This window comes from Mangrovibacillus sp. Mu-81 (genome assembly GCF_036867415.1).
Lineage (GTDB): Bacteria > Bacillota > Bacilli > Bacillales > Bacillaceae_B > Rossellomorea.
Genome location: NZ_JBAJHU010000001.1, coordinates 677898 through 698495, shown reverse-complemented (window position 1 = coordinate 698495; position 20598 = coordinate 677898). Strand labels below are relative to the sequence as shown.

Sequence of the window (20598 nt, the reverse complement as noted above, 5' to 3'; positions counted from 1 at the left end):
TGAATCACCAAATTTATGTAAGAAATTTGATTCTTACAGAGTTTTTTAATATATGAAGATAGACATGAAAACTTTATGCTATAGTAAATAGCGAAAGGAGCGATTTACTATGAATAATCAAGAATTACCGCCTAAAACATGCAGCATCGAGCGTCTCGTAACAAAGGAAGAAGACGTTGACCTGGTTCTTCAGGGTAAAAAAACGGCAACCCGCCGTAACGGACGTTATGCCGATGTTGGGGAAATCATGGAATTAAAAGGTAAAAAGTACATAGTGGATAAAGTATACTCTCAATCTCTTGGAGAATTGACCGATGAGCATGCGCGTCAGGAAGGCTTTCAATCAGTGGAAGAATACAAGGAAACCATTCTCTCATACCATCCGGGAATGCCTTGGCATCCAAAGATGAGAGTCTGGGTACATGAATTCAGTGCCGTAAACAACTAGGTCAGGGATATGGATATATTCTATCGAATCATTATTTATCTCCACGTTCTAAGTGTAGTGGCTTCTATCGGTCCCTTTTTCATTTTGCTGCCGATGATCAAGAAACTGCGCACAGCTTCAGGAGAAGAAGTGACTCCGTACTTGGATACATTCCGTTTTACTGTAAGGTTATCCAAACACGCTGGACACGTACTAGTCGGTTCAGGAATCCTGTTGGTATTATTGGGTCCCTGGTCTTGGGATACCCCGTGGATCGTCATGACCCTCTTAATCATGTTCTGCTCACTATTCTTTCTGGCAAGGGCCTTTTCCCCGACGCTCAGAAAGTTTGACGATGAGCAAGAGGAACGGGAACCTTTGATCGCAAAACTGAAACGAACGATATGTACTTACCTCTTTCTTCTGCTCGCTATGCTTTGGTTTATGGTAGTCAAGCCGAATTTGTGGTAAATAGAAAAAGAACATCCTGTTTGGTCATTCTTGCCTTCCGGGATGTTCTTTTTCATTATTTATTAAACAACAATATTCAATAACCCTGCCGTATTTTCATAAGAGCACAATATTCCATTCATTTGAAGGTCCTTATTTTGCTTATTTACAGGGTTTGACAGATCTTCAACAAAGCTACTCTCTATCTTTTGAATTCAGCACTTTCATGAAGTAGGCGGATGGAAGCAGAAGTCCGATGGCTGCTTCTAAGAGTGCGAAGAAGCGTAAATGTCCCACTGGAAGGAAGTCGCCATATCCTACCGCCAAGATCGTCACCCCGCTGAAGTATAGGTAATTTGTAAAGGAATGGGGTACTGGCTCTCCATCCGGCATGCTGTATCGCAATACGGTACCATTAATGCCCAATCCATAGTAAAGGACGGCAAACGCAATCATGACTCCCGTGAGTACAAAGAATAATTTATAGAACATCTTCGTACTGAAGTAACTGTATTTGAATTCTTTATTCTTAAAGAAATAGATTAAGTTAATGAGTATAAACAAGATGGCTCCTATTACTAATAAACTTCCCAAAACAGAAGATGCCTCCTTATAGATCTTTGGTCCATTCTTTATTTACCACTTTCAGGATGTTTAAAACGACTGATTTTTTTCATTCATACGTACTTCCCCCCTCCAAAAAATGGAAGATATCCCCTATCATCCACCTAAACTTCCTTCACGAATGATATTTTTATGGTAAACTAAGAAAGTTGTGTTTTCATTTACATGTTTACTAGAAACGAGGAGGAACCATCATGGATTTTCTATTTCCATTGGGGCTTGCAATTTCGTCAGGTGCCATCTTTGCCCTGTTAAAAATTATTGCGATTGATATAATCCTGTCAGGAGATAATGCGATCGTCATCGCGATGGCAACGAGAAGCTTGCCTAAGGAGCTTCAGAACAAAGCAATCTTCTGGGGTACGGCCGGTGCCGTCATTTTACGTATTCTATTCGCGGCTATCATTGTATACTTGCTGGAGATTCCATTCGTTCACTTGATAGGTGGAATTCTTCTTTTATGGATTGCTTATAAAGTATTGGTAGAAGAAGAAGGAGAAGCCAATATCAAGTCACACACAGGAATGAAACAAGCGATTACAACGATCATTCTTGCTGATGCAGTGATGAGTCTTGATAATGTAGTTGCCGTTGCAGGAGCTGCACATGGTCATATCGGAATGATCGCTCTTGGGGTATTCATTTCCATCCCTATTATGATTTTCGGTTCAAAGGCGATTGTGAAAGTTCTTGAGAAATATCGCTGGATTGCCTATTTAGGTGCAGGAATTCTGGCATATACCGCAGGTGAAATGATTGTGAGAGATCATCAATTCATGGATCTTCTGAACATTCATCACGGACCCGCAACTTATGCCATTACATTCGGCCTCGCCGCTGCTGTCCTGCTGATCGGTTATCTGGTCAATAAAAAGTCGGCTGCATCCGTTTCAGAAGAAAGACTGCATGAGGTAAATTAATAGAGAAGAAGATGCTTACTGAGAGAGTAAGCATCTTTTTTATTTTCGAATATTATGTTCCAGGGAACAACCGGCAGGGAAAACGGGGTTCAGTTCACCATCATCTTTTTGACAAGTTCTCGATTTTTCTTTTTGAAGACGTCGTTATGGGATGACACCATCGCAATTTTATCCGCTTCCGGCTGGATATACTTCTTGGCTCTATTGACAGCATTCGCCGCATCCTGGAAAGCCCCGGCGATCAAATTGACTTTTCCTTCATGCATCAGGATATCACCAGCAGCATAAAGACCCTCAATAGACGAATCGCTTGTTGACGTCCCTTCAATGTAGAAATCATTCACCATTTTGACATTCAAACTGCTGTTTTTCAGCAGGGAAGCATCAATTTCATACCCATGATTGATGATCACTTCATCGATATCAAGATTGGTCACTTCCCCTGTCTGATGATTGGTCAATTGAACCTTTTCGATCCGTTCGTGATTACTATCAGCCATCAGCTTGGTGATCGAAGTATGAAATAAACATGAAGCAGAGCTGTTGATCAGCTGTGCACATTGGGCTTCGTGCCCATTCAGTGCTCCTTTTCGATACGTCACATACACTTTTTTTGCGATTGGCTCCAACTCATTAGCCCAGTCCACTGCTGAGTTTCCGCCGCCGGAAATAACGACTGTCCTGTCTTTAAAACTTTTCAGCGACTTCACTGTGTAATGCAAATTAGACACTTCAAACCGCTCAGCACCTTCAATATCAAGCTTTTGAGGGTTGATGATCCCGCTTCCAACAGCCACGATTACACTCTTTGAGAGATGTTTTTGTCCTGAAGAACCCTCCAGAATAAACAAGCCTTCTTTATTACGTGTAATGCTTTCCACTTTTTCATTCAGCACGACCTCCGGATCAAAGGTCAACCCCTGCTGAACGAGCTGCTTGATCAGTTCTGCCCCTGGTGTCGGAGTGAGCCCCCCTACATCCCAGATCATTTTCTCAGGGTATACATGTATTTTCCCGCCTAACATCGGCTGATACTCGATGATCTTTGTTTTCATTTCCCTCAGACCGCTGTAAAAAGCAGAGTAAAGCCCTGCCGGACCTCCTCCGATTATCGTTACATCAAATAATTCCTTTTCTTTCATATCCGTCCACTCCCCATAATCAATCATTATTGATTATCATTCTCAATTACATACTACCTCTTTTTCTACACTGTGACAATGAAAAATTCTATTGACATTGGTAAAAAAGAATTATAGTATGGTATTGTTCGAGAATGAGAATCGTTATCATTAAATCCCAATCATAAATGGAGGGCTAAGGAATGGTTCGCCTATATACGGAAGAATTAAACATTGGCTATGGTGACCGCTTAATTGTGAAAGATCTCAGCGTTCAAATACCGGATAAACAAATCACCACCATCATCGGGTCGAATGGGTGTGGTAAATCAACTTTGCTGAAAGCGATTACCCGCATCATCCCCCATCAATCCGGCAATGTACTATTGGATGGTGAAAATATATCCAAAGGAAATACGAAGGAATTAGCCAAAAAAATGGCGATTCTTCCTCAGACTCCTGAAAGTGCCAGCGGATTGACAGTCGGTGAATTGGTTTCTTACGGACGGTTCCCTCATCAAAAAGGGATGGGGCGTATGTCCAGGAAAGACTACGACGTCATCAATTGGGCACTAGAAGTGACAGGCACTTCGGACTTTAAGTACAGACAAGTAGACGCATTATCCGGAGGTCAGAGACAGCGTGTGTGGATTGCGATGGCCCTAGCCCAGGAAACGGATATCATCTTCCTTGATGAACCAACTACATACCTCGATATGGCACACCAGCTGGAAGTACTTGAACTCCTGCAAAAGCTGAATGCCGAGCAGGAACGCACCATTGTCATGGTGCTTCATGACTTGAATCAGGCCGCACGCTTCGCAGATTATATCGTCGCCCTCAAAGAAGGTGAAATTGTCAAAGCCGGTACTTGTGAAGAAGTCATCACCCATGATGTCCTGAAGAAAGTATTCCAAATTGACGCTGCGATTGGTAGAGACCCTCGAACAAATAAGCCAATGTGTATCACATACAACCTACTTAAAGGAGAAGATCAACATGAAAAAATGGATACTCCCGTTTACTCTGCTGTTGGTGCTATTGGTTAGTGCATGCGGCAACGGTTCTACATCTGATAAAGAAGAAGGTAACGATTCAAATAAAGACAGCAAAAATGACACGATCACATACGAATCAGAAAACGGGCCGGTTGAAGTTCCAGCAGACCCTCAGCGTGTCGTCGTCCTTTCATCTTTCGCAGGAAATGTCATGGCACTTGACGTGAATGTGGTCGGTGTTGATTCATGGTCTAAGATGAATCCACGCTGGGAAGACGATTTAGAAGGAGTAGAAGAAGTAACCGACGAAAGTCTTGAGAAGATCATCGAACTGAACCCGGATCTCATCATCGGTTTATCCAATATCAAAAACGTTGATAAATTAAATGAAATTGCTCCCACTGTCACTTATACATACGGAAAAGTGGATTACCTTACTCAGCACATCGAAATTGGGAAACTATTAAACAAAGAAAAAGAAGCGCAAGCATGGGTGGATGATTTCAAGAAGCGTGCTCAGGAAGCAGGCGATGAAATCAAAGCCGAAATCGGTGAAGACACTACCGTTTCCGTTATTGAAAGCTTCGATAAGCAATTATATGTATACGGAAACAATTGGGGACGCGGTACAGAGATCCTCTACCAGGAAATGAACTTGAGAATGCCGGAAAAAGTAAAAGAACAAGCTCTTGAACCTGGATACTTTGCCCTTTCGACAGAAGTCCTTCCTGAATTTGCAGGAGATTACATAATCCTGAGTAAAGACCCGAATGGCGATAATTCATTCATGGAAACCGAAACATATAAAAACATCCCTGCTGTGAAAAACGACCAGGTCTTCGAAGTGAATATGATGGAATTCTATTTCAATGATCCACTGACACTTGATTATCAGTTGGACTTCTTCAAAGAAAAATTTCTAGGCAATTAATCCTGAAGAGGAATTCTTAGTACTAAGAATTCCTCTTCCTTTATAAATCAAAAAAGAGATGATGATTGAACATGACCACTTCTACTAATCAGCGAAATATTCCATTTATTATAAAATTAATAACTTCAGCCGTAATCTTTGCTGCCTGCTTCCTGATTTCAATGGTGTTCGGTGCAGCAGAAACCACTTTAAAGGACGTTTGGTTCGCCCTTTCTTCTTTCGATACAAATGAAAAAGCAACCATCCTCCAGGAAATTCGTATCCCCCGGGCAATCGCCGCCATTTTTGTCGGGGCTGCCTTATCTGTTTCAGGTGCCATTATGCAGGGGATGACACGTAACCCGCTTGCAGATCCTGGTCTGCTTGGGTTGACAGCCGGAGCAAACGCAGCTCTCGCCATTACCATTGCCTTCATCCCTTCTGTGAATTCACTCGGGATTATGATTGCCTGTTTTATCGGTGCCGGCGCGGGAGCCATTATGGTATTCGGGATCAGTTCCATGAAAAGAGGCGGTTTTTCCCCTCTTAGGATTGTGTTGGCGGGGGCGGCCGTGTCTGCTTTTTTATTTGCGATAGCCGAAGGTACTGGCCTTTTCTTTAAAATTTCTAAAGATGTATCTATGTGGACTGCAGGAGGTTTGATCGGAACTACATGGGGGCAGCTGCAAGTGATTGCCCCATTCATTGCGGCAGGGATCGTCGTTTCACTCTTTTTGTCAAGACAGCTGACCATCCTCAGCCTGAATGAAGAAGTTGCCGTCGGATTGGGGCAGAGAACTGCTTTTGTCAAAACAATTCTATTCATTGTGATTATACTATTGGCCGGTGCGGCCGTTGCTTTGGTAGGGAATATGGTCTTCATCGGACTAATGATCCCTCATATCGTACGTGTGATTACCGGTACGGACTACCGCTTTATCATACCAGTCTCCACTTTGCTAGGTGCATCATTCTTACTGCTTGCAGATACATTGGGGCGGACCATACACGCACCTTATGAAACGCCTGTTGCGGCTATAGTAGCAATGTTGGGTCTGCCTTTCTTCCTGTTCATCGTCCGGAAAGGAGGGAAGGGTTTCTCATGATACATCCTGATTTGATAAAAAAACAAAGACTGCTCCTTTTACTGTTGTCAGTTTTGATTCTTTTAACGGCATTTATAAGTATTGGATTGGGGTATTCATCGGTTTCTTATGGCCGTCTCTTACCCACTCTTTTCGGGTATGGGAGCTTCAAGGAAGAATTCATCCTATTTTCAATCAGACTGCCGAGGATCATCATTACCGTTCTTGCAGGTATGGCGCTTGCTCTTTCCGGTTCGATTCTGCAGGGAATTACCCGTAATGATCTGGCCGATCCGGGAATCATAGGAATCAATTCCGGTGCCGGGGTTTCAATTGCGATTTTCTTTTTATTCTTTCCCATCGATGCTGCTTCGTTTGCATACCTGCTCCCGATTGTTGCTTTCGTTGGAGCCATGATTACCGCATGCTTGATCTATTTATTTTCTTACAGCAAAAGAAACGGCATACAGCCTGTGCGGTTAGTGCTGGTCGGAGTCGGATTCTCGATGGCTTTCTCGGGACTTATGATCATCCTGATTTCAGCTGCTGAGCGTCAAAAAGTCGACTTCATCGCCAAATGGCTTGCGGGAAGCATTTGGGGGACTGACTGGCCATTCATTTGGGCAATTGTCCCATGGCTTGTCATTCTTATACCGCTTACACTCTATAAATCTCAAATGCTGAATCTGCTTGGCTTGAGTGAGCCTGTCTCTGTTGGTGTAGGGATTTCAATCAATCGCGAGAGATTCCTTATGCTCATGGTGGCAGTTGCTTTGGCCGCTTCCGCCGTTTCGGTTACAGGAGGAATTGCTTTCATAGGACTGATGGCCCCTCACATGGCTAAAGCATTAGTAGGTCCCCGCAGCCAGATGTTCATACCGGTTGCCATTCTACTCGGCGGGTGGCTCTTGATGCTTGCCGATACTATTGGAAGGAACATATTGGAGCCGGACGGAATTCCTGCCGGGATCATGATTGCCTTGATAGGAGCGCCTTATTTTATGTATTTGTTGTTGAAGAAATGATCGAGCACATTACAACTAAATATTCTTCATAAATAAAAAAAGGTGGTACCGGGATTTTCGGTACCACCTTTCGTTTTATCTAACAGACGCTTGCGGCTCATTGCCCTTATCCATAATTTCATTTTTATCCTTTTCTACAGTCTTTTTACTCCAGTAGGTTGCGATGATTGGTCCCGAGATGTTGTGCCAGACTGCCGCAATGACACTCGGGAGCGCTGCCAGAGGTCCGAAATGGGCAGTTGCAAGGGCCACCCCAAGCCCTGAGTTCTGCATCCCCACTTCAATCGAAATGGCACGCCGTTTGCTTTCATCCAATTTCATCAGGCCGGCTGTACCATACCCCAGCGCCAAACCAAGAATGTTATGCATCATCACAGCTGAGAAAACCATGAAGCCGGAAGATGCAATATTCTCAACGTTTGCAGAAACAACTGCTGATACAATAATGATGATTGCCGCCACCGAAATCAACGGAATGACATTCAGACTTTTTTCCACGGTGCCCGGGAACAGCTTTTTGATTACCAAACCAAGCGTTATCGGTATGATGATCACCTGTACGATTGACAGGAACATGGCATAGGGATCGACCGGAAGCCACTGTCCGGCTAACGCCAATAATATGAGAGGTGTGGCCAGGGGCGCCAGCAGTGTGGAGAGAGACGTCATCGCGACCGATAATGCCAGATTGCCTTTCGCCAGATACACCATGACATTCGACGCTGTCCCGCCTGGAACTGAACCTAACAGCACCAAGCCTGCTGCAAGCTCGTCCGGTAAACCCATCACATATGCAATCCCAAACGCGCCGAGGGGCATGATAATGAATTGAGCAAGTACCCCTGTGATGACAGGAAGCGGCTTTTGAAGAACAAGTTTGAAATCAACCGGCTGGAGCGTCAACCCCATCCCGAACATGACGACACCGAGAAGGATCGTGATATAGCTTCCCAACGGTAAAAATGGTGCCGGAATGAAATAGGCGGCCGCGGCCACAAGAATGACCCAGACGGCGAAATACTTTCCTGCCAGATGACTGATAGATTCCAGTAGTCTCATCCCTTTTCCTCCTTCGTTGTATGGATCAGTTTATGGGGATTCAATAGTCCGGACGGGTCAATGGCATCCTTTATATTCTTCATGACCTGCAGTGCTCCGCCATGCTCCCTCTTCTGATATTTCATCTTCCCTGTTCCTACCCCATGTTCTCCGGTACATGTCCCGTTTCTCTCAAGGGCATATTCTACGATCTGTTCATTGAATGCCTCTGCACGTCGGACTTCTTCCGGGTTGCTTAGGTCGAGCATGAGAAGTGCATGATAATTCCCATCACCAACATGGCCGAGGATGCCTCCTGTAAGATTAAGCTCATCAAGCTTTTCGCGGGCGGAATTGATTGCACCGGATAATTCGGATATGGGTACACAGACATCGGTTACCATCATCTTTTTACCAGGATTGCCGTGGATATATGCATATGCAAGATTATGACGAGCATCCCACAGCTTATTCCTGGCTGCCTGGTCTTCCTCGAAATGAACCTCCTCACATCCATGGTCTGAAACGATTTCCTGCATGAATGCCACATCCTGCTTCAGCCCGGCTTCGTTTCCGTGAAACTCCAGAAACAAGGTCGGCTTCTCTATATAATCTGTATCACTGAACATGTTCACCTGCCTCATCGAAGCCTCATCGACCAGTTCCACTCTGGCAACAGGGATCCCGGCTTGAAGAATCGAGACGACCGCTTCGACTGCATCCTCAATATGTGGGAATGACGCTCTTGCAGCCAGGATGTGTTCAGGTATTCCATATACTCTCAATGTCAATTCAGTAAAGCATCCAAGCGTCCCTTCAGAACCAACAAATAAATGATTCAGATTATAGCCTGATGAGGATTTTTGTGCAAGGTTCCCTGTGTGTATGATTTCCCCTGATGCAAGCACGACTTCCAAATCCCTCACCTGATCTCTCATTACACCATATTTGACGGAAGTCGTCCCACTCGCATTCGTGGCAGCCATCCCTCCCAATGTCGCGTCAGCACCAGGATCCACTGAGAAAAATAAACCATGTTTCTTCAGTTCCTTATTTAGCTGGGACCGGGTCACTCCCGGCTGCACTCTGACAAGGAAATCCTTTTCCCTTACTTCAAGAATTCTGTTCATTTGGGAAAAATCAATGCTGATCCCTTTGTCATAAGGAATCACGTGTCCTTCCAGGCTTGTGCCTAAACCAAATGGGACGATCGGAGTACCATATGTACCTGCCAATTTTACAATCTTGCTTACTTCCTCTGCATTCTCAGGGAACACAACAATATCAGGAGAGAACGGGTGATGATAAGATTCATCCTTCCCATGCTGTTCCAGAACCGTTTCATTTGTTGTTACTTGATGACTTTTCAGCAATTCTTTTAATTCATGAAGCAGCCCATTTACTTTAACTGTCATCCAGCTCTCCTCCTTTGGCAAATTGTATAATGTATGCAATTATACATAATAATCTGAATTTTACAATAGGATCAGAGTGATTTTTACTCATGAGTTTAAAAAACGGGAGCTTGGGAAGTTTAGAAAAAACTATCTGAGGGAAACACAGAAATAATTCATTCATTAAAGGAGGCACAAAATTGAAAACGTTAACCATTGAAGTTGAGTACTCCCCGGACTCTTTATCTACTGATGAAGCGAAAGATCAAATTAAGAAGTCTCTGGTCGGTTCTGATTTTAAAGTCGTTTCCTTTGCAGACTCTCAATCAGATACAGATTCCTCTTACAAAAAAATGCACTCTTCCCTGCCGAATCAGCCAAAAGGTGCAGATCCTGATGTCAACTCAACCGGAGCAGGCGGCATGGTATCACCTGACTCAAGCGGCTATCCGAATAAAGACTGATGGAAGCTGGCACAAAACTAAAACATTATGGCCTATAAAAAAATCCGAACCAATTCGAATTCTAAATAAAGAATTTGAATGAAAGTTCGGATTTTTATTCGGCTAGGACACATTTATCCCAGCCTGTTTTCATCCCTACTGTTCCGTTGCTTCCTCAATGAATTCCATCAGCCTGCGTTTGTATTCTTCTTCCTCGTCAAGGAAACCTTGTGTATGACCGACATCCGGTATGATCCATAATTCTTTTTTACCTGATGTTTTTTCATATAACAGTTCAGCCATTTCCGGCGGTACAAGCTCATCTTTTTCACCATGGATGATAAATAGTGGTAACTCACTTTTCTTTTTCTGAACCTGATTCAGTGCTGATGCCTCCTCAAATGAAAATCCAGCCCGTATTTCAGTGACCATGCTTGTAATATCCATCAGCGGGAAAGAAGGCAGATTGTAAAGGTACTTCAACTGATGAGCCAGTTCATCTTTAACTGAAGTGTATCCGCTGTCCGCTATGATTCCTTTTACTTCACCGGGAAGGTCTTCGCCTGCTGCCATGAGGACAGTCGACGCACCCATTGAGAAGCCGTGAAGAAAGATGGAAGTATCATTCTTTTCTTCTATGACATAATCAATCCATTTTCTTAGATCGTTCCGATCATGCCACCCATATCCGATATAGTCCCCTTCACTTTTCCCATGCCCTCTTGCATCGGGCTTCAATATGTTATATCCCTTTTCATAATAAAATCTTGTCACTTCAGGCAGCTGCTCGTTGTTTCCTTTATAGCCATGAGCCAATATAACCGTTTTACCAATCCCGCCATCATTGTTCAGATATAGTGCACTCAGCGTCAAACCATCGTCACTTTGAATTTCCACTTCTTCGAAATTCTGTTTCACCGTCCAGCTCCTTAGATCCTGCAATCGTTTCTGTTCTTCTTCCAGCGCACTTACCGCTTCAACCGCTTCCTCTGAACCGTAAAGCTTGATCGCTTCATCACTGCGGTTGATGGCGACGTCATAAAAATAATTCGCAGCACCGACAAGAACGATCATTGTTATGAAGAGCAGCCAACTTATAATCAAGCCGATGCGTTTTATCATATACGTATCTCCTTCACTACTATACTTTCGTTACACTTACTTGATACCCCGGAGATTTTTACTAGAAACCTGTCAGTTTGAGGAAGCTGCGTAAATAAATAAAAAGCACCCAGAAACTCTGAGCGCTTTTAGTCCTCACATTATTTTTTCTCTAATTCTTTTACTCTTTTTTCAAGTTTGCCGGCAACCGATAAAGCACTTATCGCTACCCCCAGTGAACCAACCGCAATGGAAAAAGCGAATATCAATCCGGTATCCACATGTAATTCCTCCTTTATTCAGTCATTGTGTAATCTTACTTTATACTTTCGCATCAACTATTCAATTCGCCTTTTTTACCCAAGACTTTTTAGGAAGGCTTCATGAATACAGACTATGATTCATCCCCTCTACCTGTCCTCATTTCCTCTTGGGATTCCCCCTTATCAGCACTTAGAGCAGGGGCAGCCTCTTCCTCTGCTGTCGATTCTGAAATTGCCGGCTGCTGAAAGGGTCTTTCCGGCCGTCTATTTGCATAAGACCTTAACAGTTCACCAACATCGATCCCTGTCATTTCCTTCAACGGCTCCTGCATATCCACCATCGTTTTTGTGATGCTTCTTCCAAACGATGGGACGCCCTGACCATTACCGGAATCAATGATTTTCACCGAATCAATATTGTTGAGAGGCTGTGCGATCTTCTCTGCAAACACAGGAAGCATTTCGATCAGTTTTTCTGTAATGATGACGTCTCCGTGTTTCTCCATTGCTTCAGCCAGCAGTTTACGTGATTCCGCCTCTGCCTTACCGCGCTGTCTGATGACATCCGCTTCAGCTGAACCTTCCTCACGGCGGATTTTCGCTTTCGCTTCCCCGTCGATTTCAGCTTTACGCGCTTCTGCTTCAGCTTTACGGGTCGTCTCATAGTATTCGGCGTCTGCTTTGGTTTGACGCACTTTCGATTCCTCTGCCTCGAGCTTAACCGCTCGTTCACGCTCAAGGAATTGAAGCGTCAATTCTTCTTCTTTTACTTCTTTGGAAAGCTTGGCTTTTTCCAATTCATAGGATTGCTCCGATTTCGCCCGTGCACGTTCTGTTTCTTCCTTGAATGCCGCATCTTTGATGTCTTTTTCCTTTTTGGACTCTGCGATGGAAATTTGGCGTTTATACTCTTCTTCCTTCGCTTCCTGGTCGGTCTGGGCTCGGTGAATCCGCGTCTCTCGTTCAGTATTTGCTTCCGCAATTTCAGCTTGCTTGCGGACTTCGGCGATTCGTGGCCGGCCAAGGTTTTTTAAGTATCCATTTTCCTCATCGGCATCGCGTATATCCGTCAAGCCGAGAGAAGTGATTTTGAAGCCCATCAGATCAAGCTGCTTCTGGGCGATCTCCGATACGTCGGCGTTAAACTTCTCACGGTTGCTGTTGATATCTTCCACGGTCATTTTTGACAAGATTGCACGAAGATTACTTCCTAGTACTTCAATAATTTCATCTTCGATTTCCTTCTGATCTTTACCAAGGAATTGTTCCGCATAGTTAGCGATTCCGTTTAGCGTGTCGGCCACCTTGACCATTGCAACGGCATCTGCCACGATCGGCACGCCTCCGTTTGTATAGACACGCGGTGTGGACAGTTTCAATTGGAAAGAAGTCAGATTAACAGGCGTAGACGTCTGGAATCGTCTCAGGCGGTATCCACCGCCCCTTATGATTTTCATGGAACGCCCTTCCTGGTCGGTGAAAATATTCGTCTCTTTCTCTGGATCCCCGAGTTTCGGACCCGTAATGATCAATGCCTGATTGGATCTAGCAGTACGATAGCGGAATCTCATCCAGAAATAATACGCGATCCCAACGATCGCCGCTACGATCAATACAGGAATAAGGAACATAATTACTCCGATTGCAGTTAGTGAACCCATTCTTACCTACCCCCTGAATAATAGTTAGCAGTCATACTCTTCTCTGCTTTTATAATGGTTATATGACTATCTACGGATCACGATCACTAAAGGTTTCATAAAAATTGGGAAAATATCAGTATATTCCCTTTTTATTGACAAAGTAAGGATGGAAGACGTCGAATATGGTAGAATAATAGCGTTCGCAAATTTCATAATTGCTCATTGGTGAAGAGAGTCTGTTGACACTCTTCTTAAAAGGGAAGTAGGTGAAAATCCAACGCGGTCCCGCCACTGTAAGGCTGAGATTTCTTATGATGCCCACTGTTTTCTTTTAGGAAATGGGAAGGGATAAGCTATCGAAGATGCCGAGCCAGGAAACCTGCCAATCGGGAAGAACACAGAGTTCCTACGGGAGATAGGAGGGTGTTACGCTATATGGAACAACACATCTGGTATCAATGGATCTTGATTGTTCGTCTGGAATAGCAGTATCTCCTCGTTATAAAAGGGAGATGCTTTTTTATATTCAAGACAGATGAGGAGATGACAGGTTATGGAACACGCTTATCCAACTGAACGTTCACGTACGATCCAGACTAAATTGGTACTGCCGCCGGACACAAACCACATGCAGACGATTTTTGGAGGAAAGGTATTAGCTTATATTGATGAAATAGCTGCACTTGCCGCCATGAAACATTCCAGCTCCGTAGTGGTCACCGCCTCCATTGATTCGGTTGACTTTCTTTCATCTGCAACAGTCGGCGACGCACTGGGCCTTGAAGCAATTGTGACTTCAACGGGAAGGACTTCAATGGAGGTTTATGTAAAGGTATACTCTACGAATCTACTGACAGGCATCCAGACCCTCACCACTGAATCCTTTCTTACGATGGTAGCCGTTGATGAAAACGGAAAACCAAAGCCCGTACCGAAAGTCATTCCAGAATCAGAGGAAGAGACCCGGCTGTTCAACACCGCTCTCAAGCGGAAGGAACATCGGAAGAATCGGGCTTTGATCAAGTAATAAAAAAGGGGATGAACGATTTGCTGTTCATCCCTGCTGCCTACCAATAAAAAAACACTGAACCTGCTATGACACCAGCCCATGCAACTGACGCTATCCAACCAACCCTAAGCAAGTCCCTATCTGTAAAATAACCATACGTGTAACTGATCAAATGTACAGGAGACTGGGTGACTAGAAAGAAGCCCGGCACGCAGGCAAGGAACACAGGCATTGCCATATGCAAAGGCGATAAAGCCGGGTTCGAGGTTCCAATCGTGATAGCCAATGGAAGCATGATTGTCAAGAAACCTAATATATTCACAAACACAATTCGAATGATGCTTGTACTAATAACAAGAATCAGAGAGACTACCCAAGGGGAATGACCTGCAAGAATATGATTCAAAGCGGCAGCCATCCAATCGATTGTACCGGTTCGGATCAACATCCCTGATACCATTAATGTCGAAGCAAAAAAGAGGATCAAATCCCAGTCAATGGACTTTCTTGCCTGCTCCCATCCCCACACCCCCGCGTAAGGAAGTACAGTCACGCAAGCACCGAGCAGACCGATTTGGGGAATGGAATACCCGTGTAATGGCTGGGTGACCCATAAGATCAATGTCCCCCCTATAATGATCATGACTTTCTTTTCATTCGTGCTTACAGGTCCCAATTCACCGATCTTGTCCTCAATTAACTTCATTAGGAGCTTTCTGTTTATTTTTTCTGGAGGGAATATAAACAGGAAGATCCCCCACAGAATGAAAATAAACAACAAAACCGGAATCCCGAATAACATAAACCATTTTAAGTAGTTCAAATCGGGGGATACGTCATTCATGATCCCGAACGCATAAATCGTAGAGCTTGCCCCCGTAGCAACAAAAGCACCTGAAATAGCAGCCAGATAAGCAATCCCTATAAACAAGGATTTACCTAAATGGTATACGTCCCCTATTTTCTTTAGACTTTTCATTAAACTGTCCAGGACAGAGGACACCAGACTTCCCTTTCCGACATTAGAAGGAATGAGAATGGACAGCACAAGCATCAACAAGAAAGAAATGAAAATCAATGCTTTTCCGGATCCCCTGGAGAGCCTTAGCATATAAAGAGATACCCTGCTTGCAAGTCCTGTTTCAATAAAGGATGATGAAATGATGAATGTCGAGAATAACAACCAAACAATTCCCGAACTGAAGTAGCTCAGAGTTTGTTCATAAGAGAAAAAATGGAATGAAAGAAGCAGAATGAATATCAGAGAACTGAAAGCAAGCGGAAAGACTTTGCCTATCCATAATATTTGAATGATAATAAGAGCCGCGATTGCTTTCCATTTGTCATCCCACCCAAAAACAGGCAAAAAAAACAACCCATACATGACTAATGTAAAGACCAATAGTAGTGGTTTTCTCATTGTTTTAACTCCCATCTATGAAGTCTTCATCCAAAAGGAAAAAGTCACCGATATTCAGGTGACTTCCTTTCTTTTCAACCACTAAAGATCAATTCGTAATCTTTGTATCCTGCTTATGGCCAAGTACATAGCGGGCAGCAGTGGAACCTGCCAATTTCCCATAAACCGCTCCTGACATCAATCCCGACCCTCCAGGATAGTTGTGATAGAAGATTCCCCCAACCATTTCTCCCGCAGCGAATAACCCTGACAATGGTTCACTACCTTTTTTCAATACTTCTCCTGATGGATTTACATGCAGACCTCCGAATGAGAAGGTAATTCCGCACGTCACCGGGTATGCATAGAAAGGGCCCTTTTCAATCTTTAATGCCCAGTTCGTTTTTTCAGGGTTTAAGCCGGCTGTCTTCTTCCCGTCTTTCTCTGTCGGATTGTATTCCCCTGCTTGAACGGCTTGATTATATTCTTCGATCGTTTTTAGAAATTGCTGTTTGTCCACAGATAACTGATCGACTAGCTCAACGAGGGTTTCACCCTTATAACAGGTGGCTTCTTCCAGGTCATATTCCTTTCGTAGAAGTGGACGTACTTCAGAATCGTAAATCTGATAAGCAACATGGTCAGGTTGTTTCAGAATTTCCCGGCCATATTTTGCGTATGTATAATTCCGGAAGTCAGCGCCTTCATCTACGAATCGATTCCCCTCTTTATTCAGCATGATACTCAGAGGATAGGAATGTTTCTTATAAATATCCCCTGGTTTATTGAAGTCCCCGACTTTTGGTGCATTAAAGTCTGTCCCTATCGAATGACAGCCGGAATATTCCCCAAACTTCTCTGCCCCAATAGCTGTCGCCATCGAAATCCCGTCACCCGTATTGTATTCAGTACCACGGACGATCGCTGCTTCCCATTCTTCACCGAGATGTTTACTTCGAAGTTTTTTGTCTGCTTCCAGACTCCCGCATGCCAGAATAACTCCGGTTGTTTCAACAGTCATCTCATTTTCACCCTGTTGGACGACAACACCGCTGATTTTTTCTTCTTTTTTTACAAGTTCCACTGCTGCTGCCTCGTACCAGATCTCAACACCAAGCTCCTGTGCCCGTTTAAACAGCTGCTTCATCAATCCGATTCCTTTATTTTCGGTCTTAACCGGGAGACCTCCCCAAAATTGACGCTTGCCATCCTTTTCATAAGACTGATTCTCGTAATTCAATTCAAATTTAACTCCATGTCCTTTCATCCAGACCAATGTTTCAAACGAACGATCCACCAGCTGTTTTGCAAGTTCAGGCTGACTCTCGCCTTTCGTGACGCGCATGATATCTTCATAATAGTCCTCTTCATGATAATCCGGCATGACAATCGCAGCGGCATCCTCATCTGAAAGTTCAGGTACAACTTTACGGATATCGTTGAGATGATGATAGGCAACCCTGATCGCTCCATCTGTGAAGAATGAATTTCCGCCTCTTTTATACTCTGGTCCTTTCTCCAGTACCAACACTTTCGCTCCTTCTTCACATGCCGAAATGGCAGCACATAAAGCAGCATTACCAGCACCAACAACGACTACATCATAAGATGTTTGATTTGACATCTCCATTACCTCCCATTGTTACATATCTTTTGTAATCGGGTTAACAGGGTCTTTCCCCTTCTTCTTTAGAGCTTTTATTAGCAATGGATAGAATAGAGACAGAAGAGTTAAGACAGTTAATCCGATTGCTATCGGTGTTTCAAAGAAGATACCTAAGTTTCCATTCGATGAAAGAACCGCCATTCTGAAATTCTGTTCCATATCAGCACCAACAATCAATGCCAGCACCAATGGGGCAATCGGAAAATCCATTACCTTCAAAAACAATCCGAATACTCCGAAAATAAGTAATAAAAAGAAGTCCACAGCACTGTAACTGAGTGTGTACGTTCCGATAAATGCAAGAATCACGATGACCGGATATAAAACCTTCGCAGGCGTATCAAGGATTTTAACTAATAGTCCAACTAGTAAAATATTGATGATAACCAACGCGATATTTCCTATGAACATACTATTGATCAACGTCCATACGGTATTCGGATCATTCTCAAAAAGCAATGGGCCAGGCTTCATCCCAAGCATGACGAGTGCTCCAAGCATGACAGCCGTAGTTCCGGACCCTGGAATCCCCATTGTTAATAGAGGGATCATAGCTCCCACTGAAGCAGCATTATTTGCTGACTCCGGTGCAGCAAGTCCTTCCACTGCCCCTTTACCGAATTCATCTGACTTTTTGGAGATTTGCTTCTCCGTCGAATAACTGATCATGGAAGCGATCGATCCTCCTGCCCCGGGGAGAACCCCGACGATGAATCCAAGTGGTCCGCTTCTAAGAATTGGCCACATTGACCGTTTCCATTGATTTTTTGTAAACCAGATTTTACCGACTTTCTTTTTCTCTTTTTGCACATGATCAATCTTCAAGTAGTTGTAAAGCACTTCACCGACTGCATAAACCCCAATGATGACGATTAAGAAATCAATCCCTTCACTTAAATGGGAGCTGCCAAAAGTAAATCGATAGACTCCACTTTGAGTGTCAATACCGACAGTACTGAGCATCAATCCAAGAAACATGGCGATAAATCCCTTGATCATTTTCCCTACAGACAGAGATACAATGGCTGATAGAGTCAACAACATCAAAAGGAAGTATTCAGCAGGACCAAATTTCAATGCGAAGCTAGCCAGTGGTTCAGCCAGGAAGATGAACCCTATTACTGCCATCATCCCCCCTATGAAAGAGGCTACAGCAGATATCGCCATCGCTTGTCCTGCCTGTCCTTTCTGAGCCATCGGATACCCGTCAAATGTTGCCGCTATCGCTGACCCATCCCCGGGAGTATTCAACAGAATCGAACTCCTGGATCCACCGTACATCGCACCATAATAGATGGCTGCCATCAGAATGATTGCACTGACGGGTTCCATCCCGAATGTAATCGGAATCAACACAGCTACAGCAGTTGCCGGCCCCAGACCAGGCAGCATCCCGACTATTGTTCCAAGAAACCCTCCGATGACAACCCACATAATATTAACTGGTTCTAAAGCAGTCATTAATCCCTGCATAAAGTTGCTCATATCCATTTAGCTCACCTCCTATGGCAGACTGACTCCTAATAACACACTGAATGCATACCAGGATAGAAAAGAAAAACTGATTGCAACAATCACATTCACAACGGCTTTCTTGATTCCATTGACTGTAAATAATAAAGCGCCCAAAAATAGTATGGTAGATAATAAGAAACCGATTCTCTCAAATATCAGAGCATAAATGGCCCCGTATAATACTGTGAGCCCAATTAGTTTAGGTGTTCTCCCTTCAAGCAGCAGCTTAATATCCATATTGGGGCGGTTTATATTTTTCCACTCCTGGAACAGATAAAAGATGCTGAAGATCAACATGAATGCACTTAAGCCTATTGGAAAATAAAGAGGACCATTAGGGTTCCCAAGGTTCGCTTTTGGCAGGTTCATCGATCCGATCAGAAAGGAAAGGCTTAATAATATTAAGAAAATCGGCATTCCGAGTTTAATTGTTCTCACTCATTTCACCCTCCTATAATGGCATCGACCGGGGAACCTCTTCCTTTCCCCTCCAATGCCATTCTGCGTCTTGATTAATCGGTTAAACCTGAACTGTTCACAAGATCCGTATACAGTTCTTCTTGCTCCTTCATGAATTGCTTAGTTTCTTTACTATCTTTATAGAAGTCATCCCAGTCATTGTTTTTGAGCATCTTCTTCCATTCATCCGTTTTGACCATTTCTCCAATTTTTTCATCCCAATAAGCCACTTCTTCTTCTGTCATATCCGGCGGTCCCATGATTCCCCTCCAGTGAGGAAATACCATATCCACACCCTCTTCTGTCCAAGTGGGAACATCATCCAGACCTTCGAGTCTCTTTTCAGAGGAAACAGCAAGAATTTTCAGCTTCCCTGCTAAATGCTGCTCCTTCACTTCTGACAGGGAAGTCGTTACAGCATCAACATGTCCGCCAAGTAACGCAGTCACGACATCTCCCCCGCCTTCATAGACAAGGAAATCAAGTTTGGTAGGGTCGATCCCTTTTTCACTTGCCGCTTGTACCAGAGATAAGTGGTCATCATTACCAAGCCCAGGTCCTACCCCTATCTTTAATGACTTGGGGTCCTTTTTCATTTGGTCAAGCAGAGCGGTGGCTGTGTCATACTTTGAATCCACCGGCACTGCCAATGCCTGCCACTCTGTCGCCAATGTGGCGATTGGAGTGAATTGTTCATGAGACAAATCACTTTGTCCAAGTAATTTATTTGTCAGTACCAGGCTCGAATTTATCGCAAGGTAGTGGGAATCTTTCGTTTCAAGATACTTCCACCCTGCCTCACCGCCTCCGCCGGGCTTATTGATAACATTAATATTCTTATCAACAATATCATTGTCCCTCAATACCTTTTGTACGGATCGTGCCGTCAGGTCCCAGCCGCCGCCCGGAGAAGCGGGAGCAACGATCTCAATATTCTTGGAAGGAAAATCCTTGCCTCCCGATGCAGAGCTTGAACAGGCAGTCATCAAAGCCATAACTGCAATAATCATTATCATGCCTAATTTTTTCATATTATCCAGCACCCCTTTTGTTTAATTGTTGTACTCACCTGTTTTCATCACCATATCCATCCGGTGAAATACGTTAA

Annotated in this window: 20 protein-coding genes and 1 riboswitch; of the genes, 9 read left to right on the top strand and 11 right to left on the bottom strand. The window is 43.9% G+C overall.

Annotation, left to right across the window (positions count from 1 at the left end; genetic code table 11):
* Positions 1-109: 109 nt before the first annotated feature.
* Both V6B33_RS03495 and V6B33_RS03490 read left to right on the top strand, forming a co-directional pair.
* The gene (locus V6B33_RS03495; RefSeq protein ID WP_334216336.1) at positions 110-448 is read left to right on the top strand and encodes an ASCH domain-containing protein; all 339 of its coding nucleotides are present in this window, start codon (positions 110-112) and stop codon (positions 446-448) included.
* A 9-nt stretch (positions 449-457) separates the two neighbouring features.
* Entirely contained in the window at positions 458-898 is a 441-nt protein-coding gene (locus V6B33_RS03490; protein ID WP_334216335.1) for a hypothetical protein, read from the top strand.
* A 174-nt stretch (positions 899-1072) separates the two neighbouring features.
* Here V6B33_RS03490 and V6B33_RS03485 read toward each other — a convergent pair whose 3' ends face one another.
* Positions 1073-1471 carry an ion channel gene (locus V6B33_RS03485; RefSeq protein WP_334216334.1) on the bottom strand — a complete coding sequence of 133 codons (399 nt, stop codon included), beginning with the start codon at positions 1469-1471 and terminating at the stop codon, positions 1073-1075.
* Positions 1472-1695: 224 nt separating this feature from the next.
* Between V6B33_RS03485 and V6B33_RS03480 the strand changes: the two genes are divergently transcribed.
* Entirely contained in the window at positions 1696-2421 is a 726-nt protein-coding gene (locus V6B33_RS03480; protein ID WP_334216333.1) for a TerC family protein, read from the top strand.
* 89 nt (positions 2422-2510) lie between these two features.
* Here the strand turns inward: V6B33_RS03480 and V6B33_RS03475 are convergent, their stop codons facing one another.
* Positions 2511-3563: an NAD(P)/FAD-dependent oxidoreductase gene (locus V6B33_RS03475; protein WP_334216332.1), complete on the bottom strand. Its 1053-nt coding sequence runs from the start codon at positions 3561-3563 to the stop codon at positions 2511-2513.
* 182 nt (positions 3564-3745) lie between these two features.
* Between V6B33_RS03475 and V6B33_RS03470 the strand changes: the two genes are divergently transcribed.
* The 4 genes from V6B33_RS03470 to V6B33_RS03455 all read left to right on the top strand — a co-directional run bounded on the left by V6B33_RS03470 (position 3746) and on the right by V6B33_RS03455 (position 7560).
* A complete protein-coding gene (locus tag V6B33_RS03470) occupies positions 3746-4591 on the top strand; it encodes an ABC transporter ATP-binding protein (protein WP_334216331.1) in 846 nt (281 codons plus the stop codon).
* Positions 4542-5471 carry an iron-hydroxamate ABC transporter substrate-binding protein gene (locus V6B33_RS03465; RefSeq protein WP_334216330.1) on the top strand — a complete coding sequence of 310 codons (930 nt, stop codon included), beginning with the start codon at positions 4542-4544 and terminating at the stop codon, positions 5469-5471. Before V6B33_RS03470 ends, V6B33_RS03465 begins: the two co-directional genes overlap by 50 nt.
* Positions 5472-5542: 71 nt before the next feature.
* Complete coding sequence (locus V6B33_RS03460) at positions 5543-6556, top strand: FecCD family ABC transporter permease (protein WP_334216329.1); 1014 nt, start codon at positions 5543-5545, stop codon at positions 6554-6556.
* Positions 6553-7560 carry a FecCD family ABC transporter permease gene (locus V6B33_RS03455; protein ID WP_334216328.1) on the top strand — a complete coding sequence of 336 codons (1008 nt, stop codon included), beginning with the start codon at positions 6553-6555 and terminating at the stop codon, positions 7558-7560. The genes V6B33_RS03460 and V6B33_RS03455 overlap by 4 nt, the downstream gene beginning before the upstream one ends.
* 75 nt (positions 7561-7635) lie before the next feature.
* On the opposite strand, the gene V6B33_RS03450 is transcribed toward V6B33_RS03455, so the two are convergent.
* Complete coding sequence (locus V6B33_RS03450; RefSeq protein WP_334216327.1) at positions 7636-8619, bottom strand: bile acid:sodium symporter family protein; 984 nt, start codon at positions 8617-8619, stop codon at positions 7636-7638.
* Entirely contained in the window at positions 8616-10013 is a 1398-nt protein-coding gene (locus tag V6B33_RS03445) for an FAD-binding oxidoreductase (protein ID WP_334216326.1), read from the bottom strand. The genes V6B33_RS03450 and V6B33_RS03445 overlap by 4 nt, the downstream gene beginning before the upstream one ends.
* A 179-nt stretch (positions 10014-10192) precedes the next feature.
* Here V6B33_RS03445 and V6B33_RS03440 point away from each other — a divergent pair, with 179 nt between their 5' ends.
* On the top strand, positions 10193-10456 hold the full coding sequence (locus tag V6B33_RS03440) for a hypothetical protein (protein ID WP_334216325.1): 264 nt from the start codon (positions 10193-10195) through the stop codon (positions 10454-10456).
* 135 nt (positions 10457-10591) lie between these two features.
* On the opposite strand, the gene V6B33_RS03435 is transcribed toward V6B33_RS03440, so the two are convergent.
* On the bottom strand, positions 10592-11557 hold the full coding sequence (locus V6B33_RS03435) for an alpha/beta hydrolase (protein WP_334216324.1): 966 nt from the start codon (positions 11555-11557) through the stop codon (positions 10592-10594).
* 373 nt (positions 11558-11930) lie between these two features.
* Positions 11931-13460: a flotillin family protein gene (locus V6B33_RS03430; RefSeq protein WP_334216323.1), complete on the bottom strand. Its 1530-nt coding sequence runs from the start codon at positions 13458-13460 to the stop codon at positions 11931-11933.
* Positions 13461-13648: 188 nt separating this feature from the next.
* Positions 13649-13843, top strand: a riboswitch (cobalamin riboswitch).
* Between the two features lie 152 nt (positions 13844-13995).
* On the opposite strand from V6B33_RS03430, the gene V6B33_RS03425 reads away from it, so the two are divergent.
* Complete coding sequence (locus tag V6B33_RS03425) at positions 13996-14469, top strand: acyl-CoA thioesterase (RefSeq protein WP_334216322.1); 474 nt, start codon at positions 13996-13998, stop codon at positions 14467-14469.
* Between the two features lie 40 nt (positions 14470-14509).
* Here the strand turns inward: V6B33_RS03425 and V6B33_RS03420 are convergent, their stop codons facing one another.
* The 5 genes from V6B33_RS03420 to V6B33_RS03400 form a co-directional block, all read right to left on the bottom strand.
* Positions 14510-15871, bottom strand: coding sequence for an SLC13 family permease (locus V6B33_RS03420; protein ID WP_334216321.1), 1362 nt, complete (start codon positions 15869-15871; stop codon positions 14510-14512).
* Positions 15872-15959: 88 nt separating this feature from the next.
* The gene (gene tcuA / locus V6B33_RS03415; protein WP_334216320.1) at positions 15960-17474 is read right to left on the bottom strand and encodes an FAD-dependent tricarballylate dehydrogenase TcuA; all 1515 of its coding nucleotides are present in this window, start codon (positions 17472-17474) and stop codon (positions 15960-15962) included.
* 18 nt (positions 17475-17492) lie between these two features.
* Positions 17493-19001 (bottom strand): tripartite tricarboxylate transporter permease, encoded by a 1509-nt coding sequence (locus V6B33_RS03410; RefSeq protein ID WP_334216425.1) that lies wholly within the window; start codon positions 18999-19001, stop codon positions 17493-17495.
* Positions 19002-19019: 18 nt separating this feature from the next.
* Positions 19020-19469, bottom strand: coding sequence for a tripartite tricarboxylate transporter TctB family protein (locus V6B33_RS03405; protein WP_334216319.1), 450 nt, complete (start codon positions 19467-19469; stop codon positions 19020-19022).
* A 74-nt stretch (positions 19470-19543) separates the two neighbouring features.
* Entirely contained in the window at positions 19544-20521 is a 978-nt protein-coding gene (locus V6B33_RS03400) for a tripartite tricarboxylate transporter substrate binding protein (protein WP_334216318.1), read from the bottom strand.
* Positions 20522-20598: the final 77 nt, after the last annotated feature.

Bases quoted from the DNA above. Each gene is read 5' to 3' on its own strand.
- V6B33_RS03445 (WP_334216326.1), bottom strand. From the start codon at position 10,013: ATGACAGTTAAAGTAAATGGGCTGCTTCATGAATTAAAAGAATTGCTG.
- V6B33_RS03460 (WP_334216329.1), top strand. From the start codon at position 5,543: ATGACCACTTCTACTAATCAGCGAAATATTCCATTTATTATAAAATTA.
- tcuA (WP_334216320.1), bottom strand. From the start codon at position 17,474: ATGTCAAATCAAACATCTTATGATGTAGTCGTTGTTGGTGCTGGTAAT.
- V6B33_RS03480 (WP_334216333.1), top strand. From the start codon at position 1,696: ATGGATTTTCTATTTCCATTGGGGCTTGCAATTTCGTCAGGTGCCATC.
- V6B33_RS03410 (WP_334216425.1), bottom strand. From the start codon at position 19,001: ATGAGCAACTTTATGCAGGGATTAATGACTGCTTTAGAACCAGTTAAT.
- V6B33_RS03425 (WP_334216322.1), top strand. From the start codon at position 13,996: ATGGAACACGCTTATCCAACTGAACGTTCACGTACGATCCAGACTAAA.
- V6B33_RS03450 (WP_334216327.1), bottom strand. From the start codon at position 8,619: ATGAGACTACTGGAATCTATCAGTCATCTGGCAGGAAAGTATTTCGCC.
- V6B33_RS03490 (WP_334216335.1), top strand. From the start codon at position 458: ATGGATATATTCTATCGAATCATTATTTATCTCCACGTTCTAAGTGTA.
- V6B33_RS03400 (WP_334216318.1), bottom strand. From the start codon at position 20,521: ATGAAAAAATTAGGCATGATAATGATTATTGCAGTTATGGCTTTGATG.
- V6B33_RS03475 (WP_334216332.1), bottom strand. From the start codon at position 3,563: ATGAAAGAAAAGGAATTATTTGATGTAACGATAATCGGAGGAGGTCCG.
- V6B33_RS03430 (WP_334216323.1), bottom strand. From the start codon at position 13,460: ATGGGTTCACTAACTGCAATCGGAGTAATTATGTTCCTTATTCCTGTA.
- V6B33_RS03420 (WP_334216321.1), bottom strand. From the start codon at position 15,871: ATGAGAAAACCACTACTATTGGTCTTTACATTAGTCATGTATGGGTTG.
- V6B33_RS03465 (WP_334216330.1), top strand. From the start codon at position 4,542: ATGAAAAAATGGATACTCCCGTTTACTCTGCTGTTGGTGCTATTGGTT.
- V6B33_RS03495 (WP_334216336.1), top strand. From the start codon at position 110: ATGAATAATCAAGAATTACCGCCTAAAACATGCAGCATCGAGCGTCTC.
- V6B33_RS03435 (WP_334216324.1), bottom strand. From the start codon at position 11,557: ATGATAAAACGCATCGGCTTGATTATAAGTTGGCTGCTCTTCATAACA.
- V6B33_RS03455 (WP_334216328.1), top strand. From the start codon at position 6,553: ATGATACATCCTGATTTGATAAAAAAACAAAGACTGCTCCTTTTACTG.
- V6B33_RS03470 (WP_334216331.1), top strand. From the start codon at position 3,746: ATGGTTCGCCTATATACGGAAGAATTAAACATTGGCTATGGTGACCGC.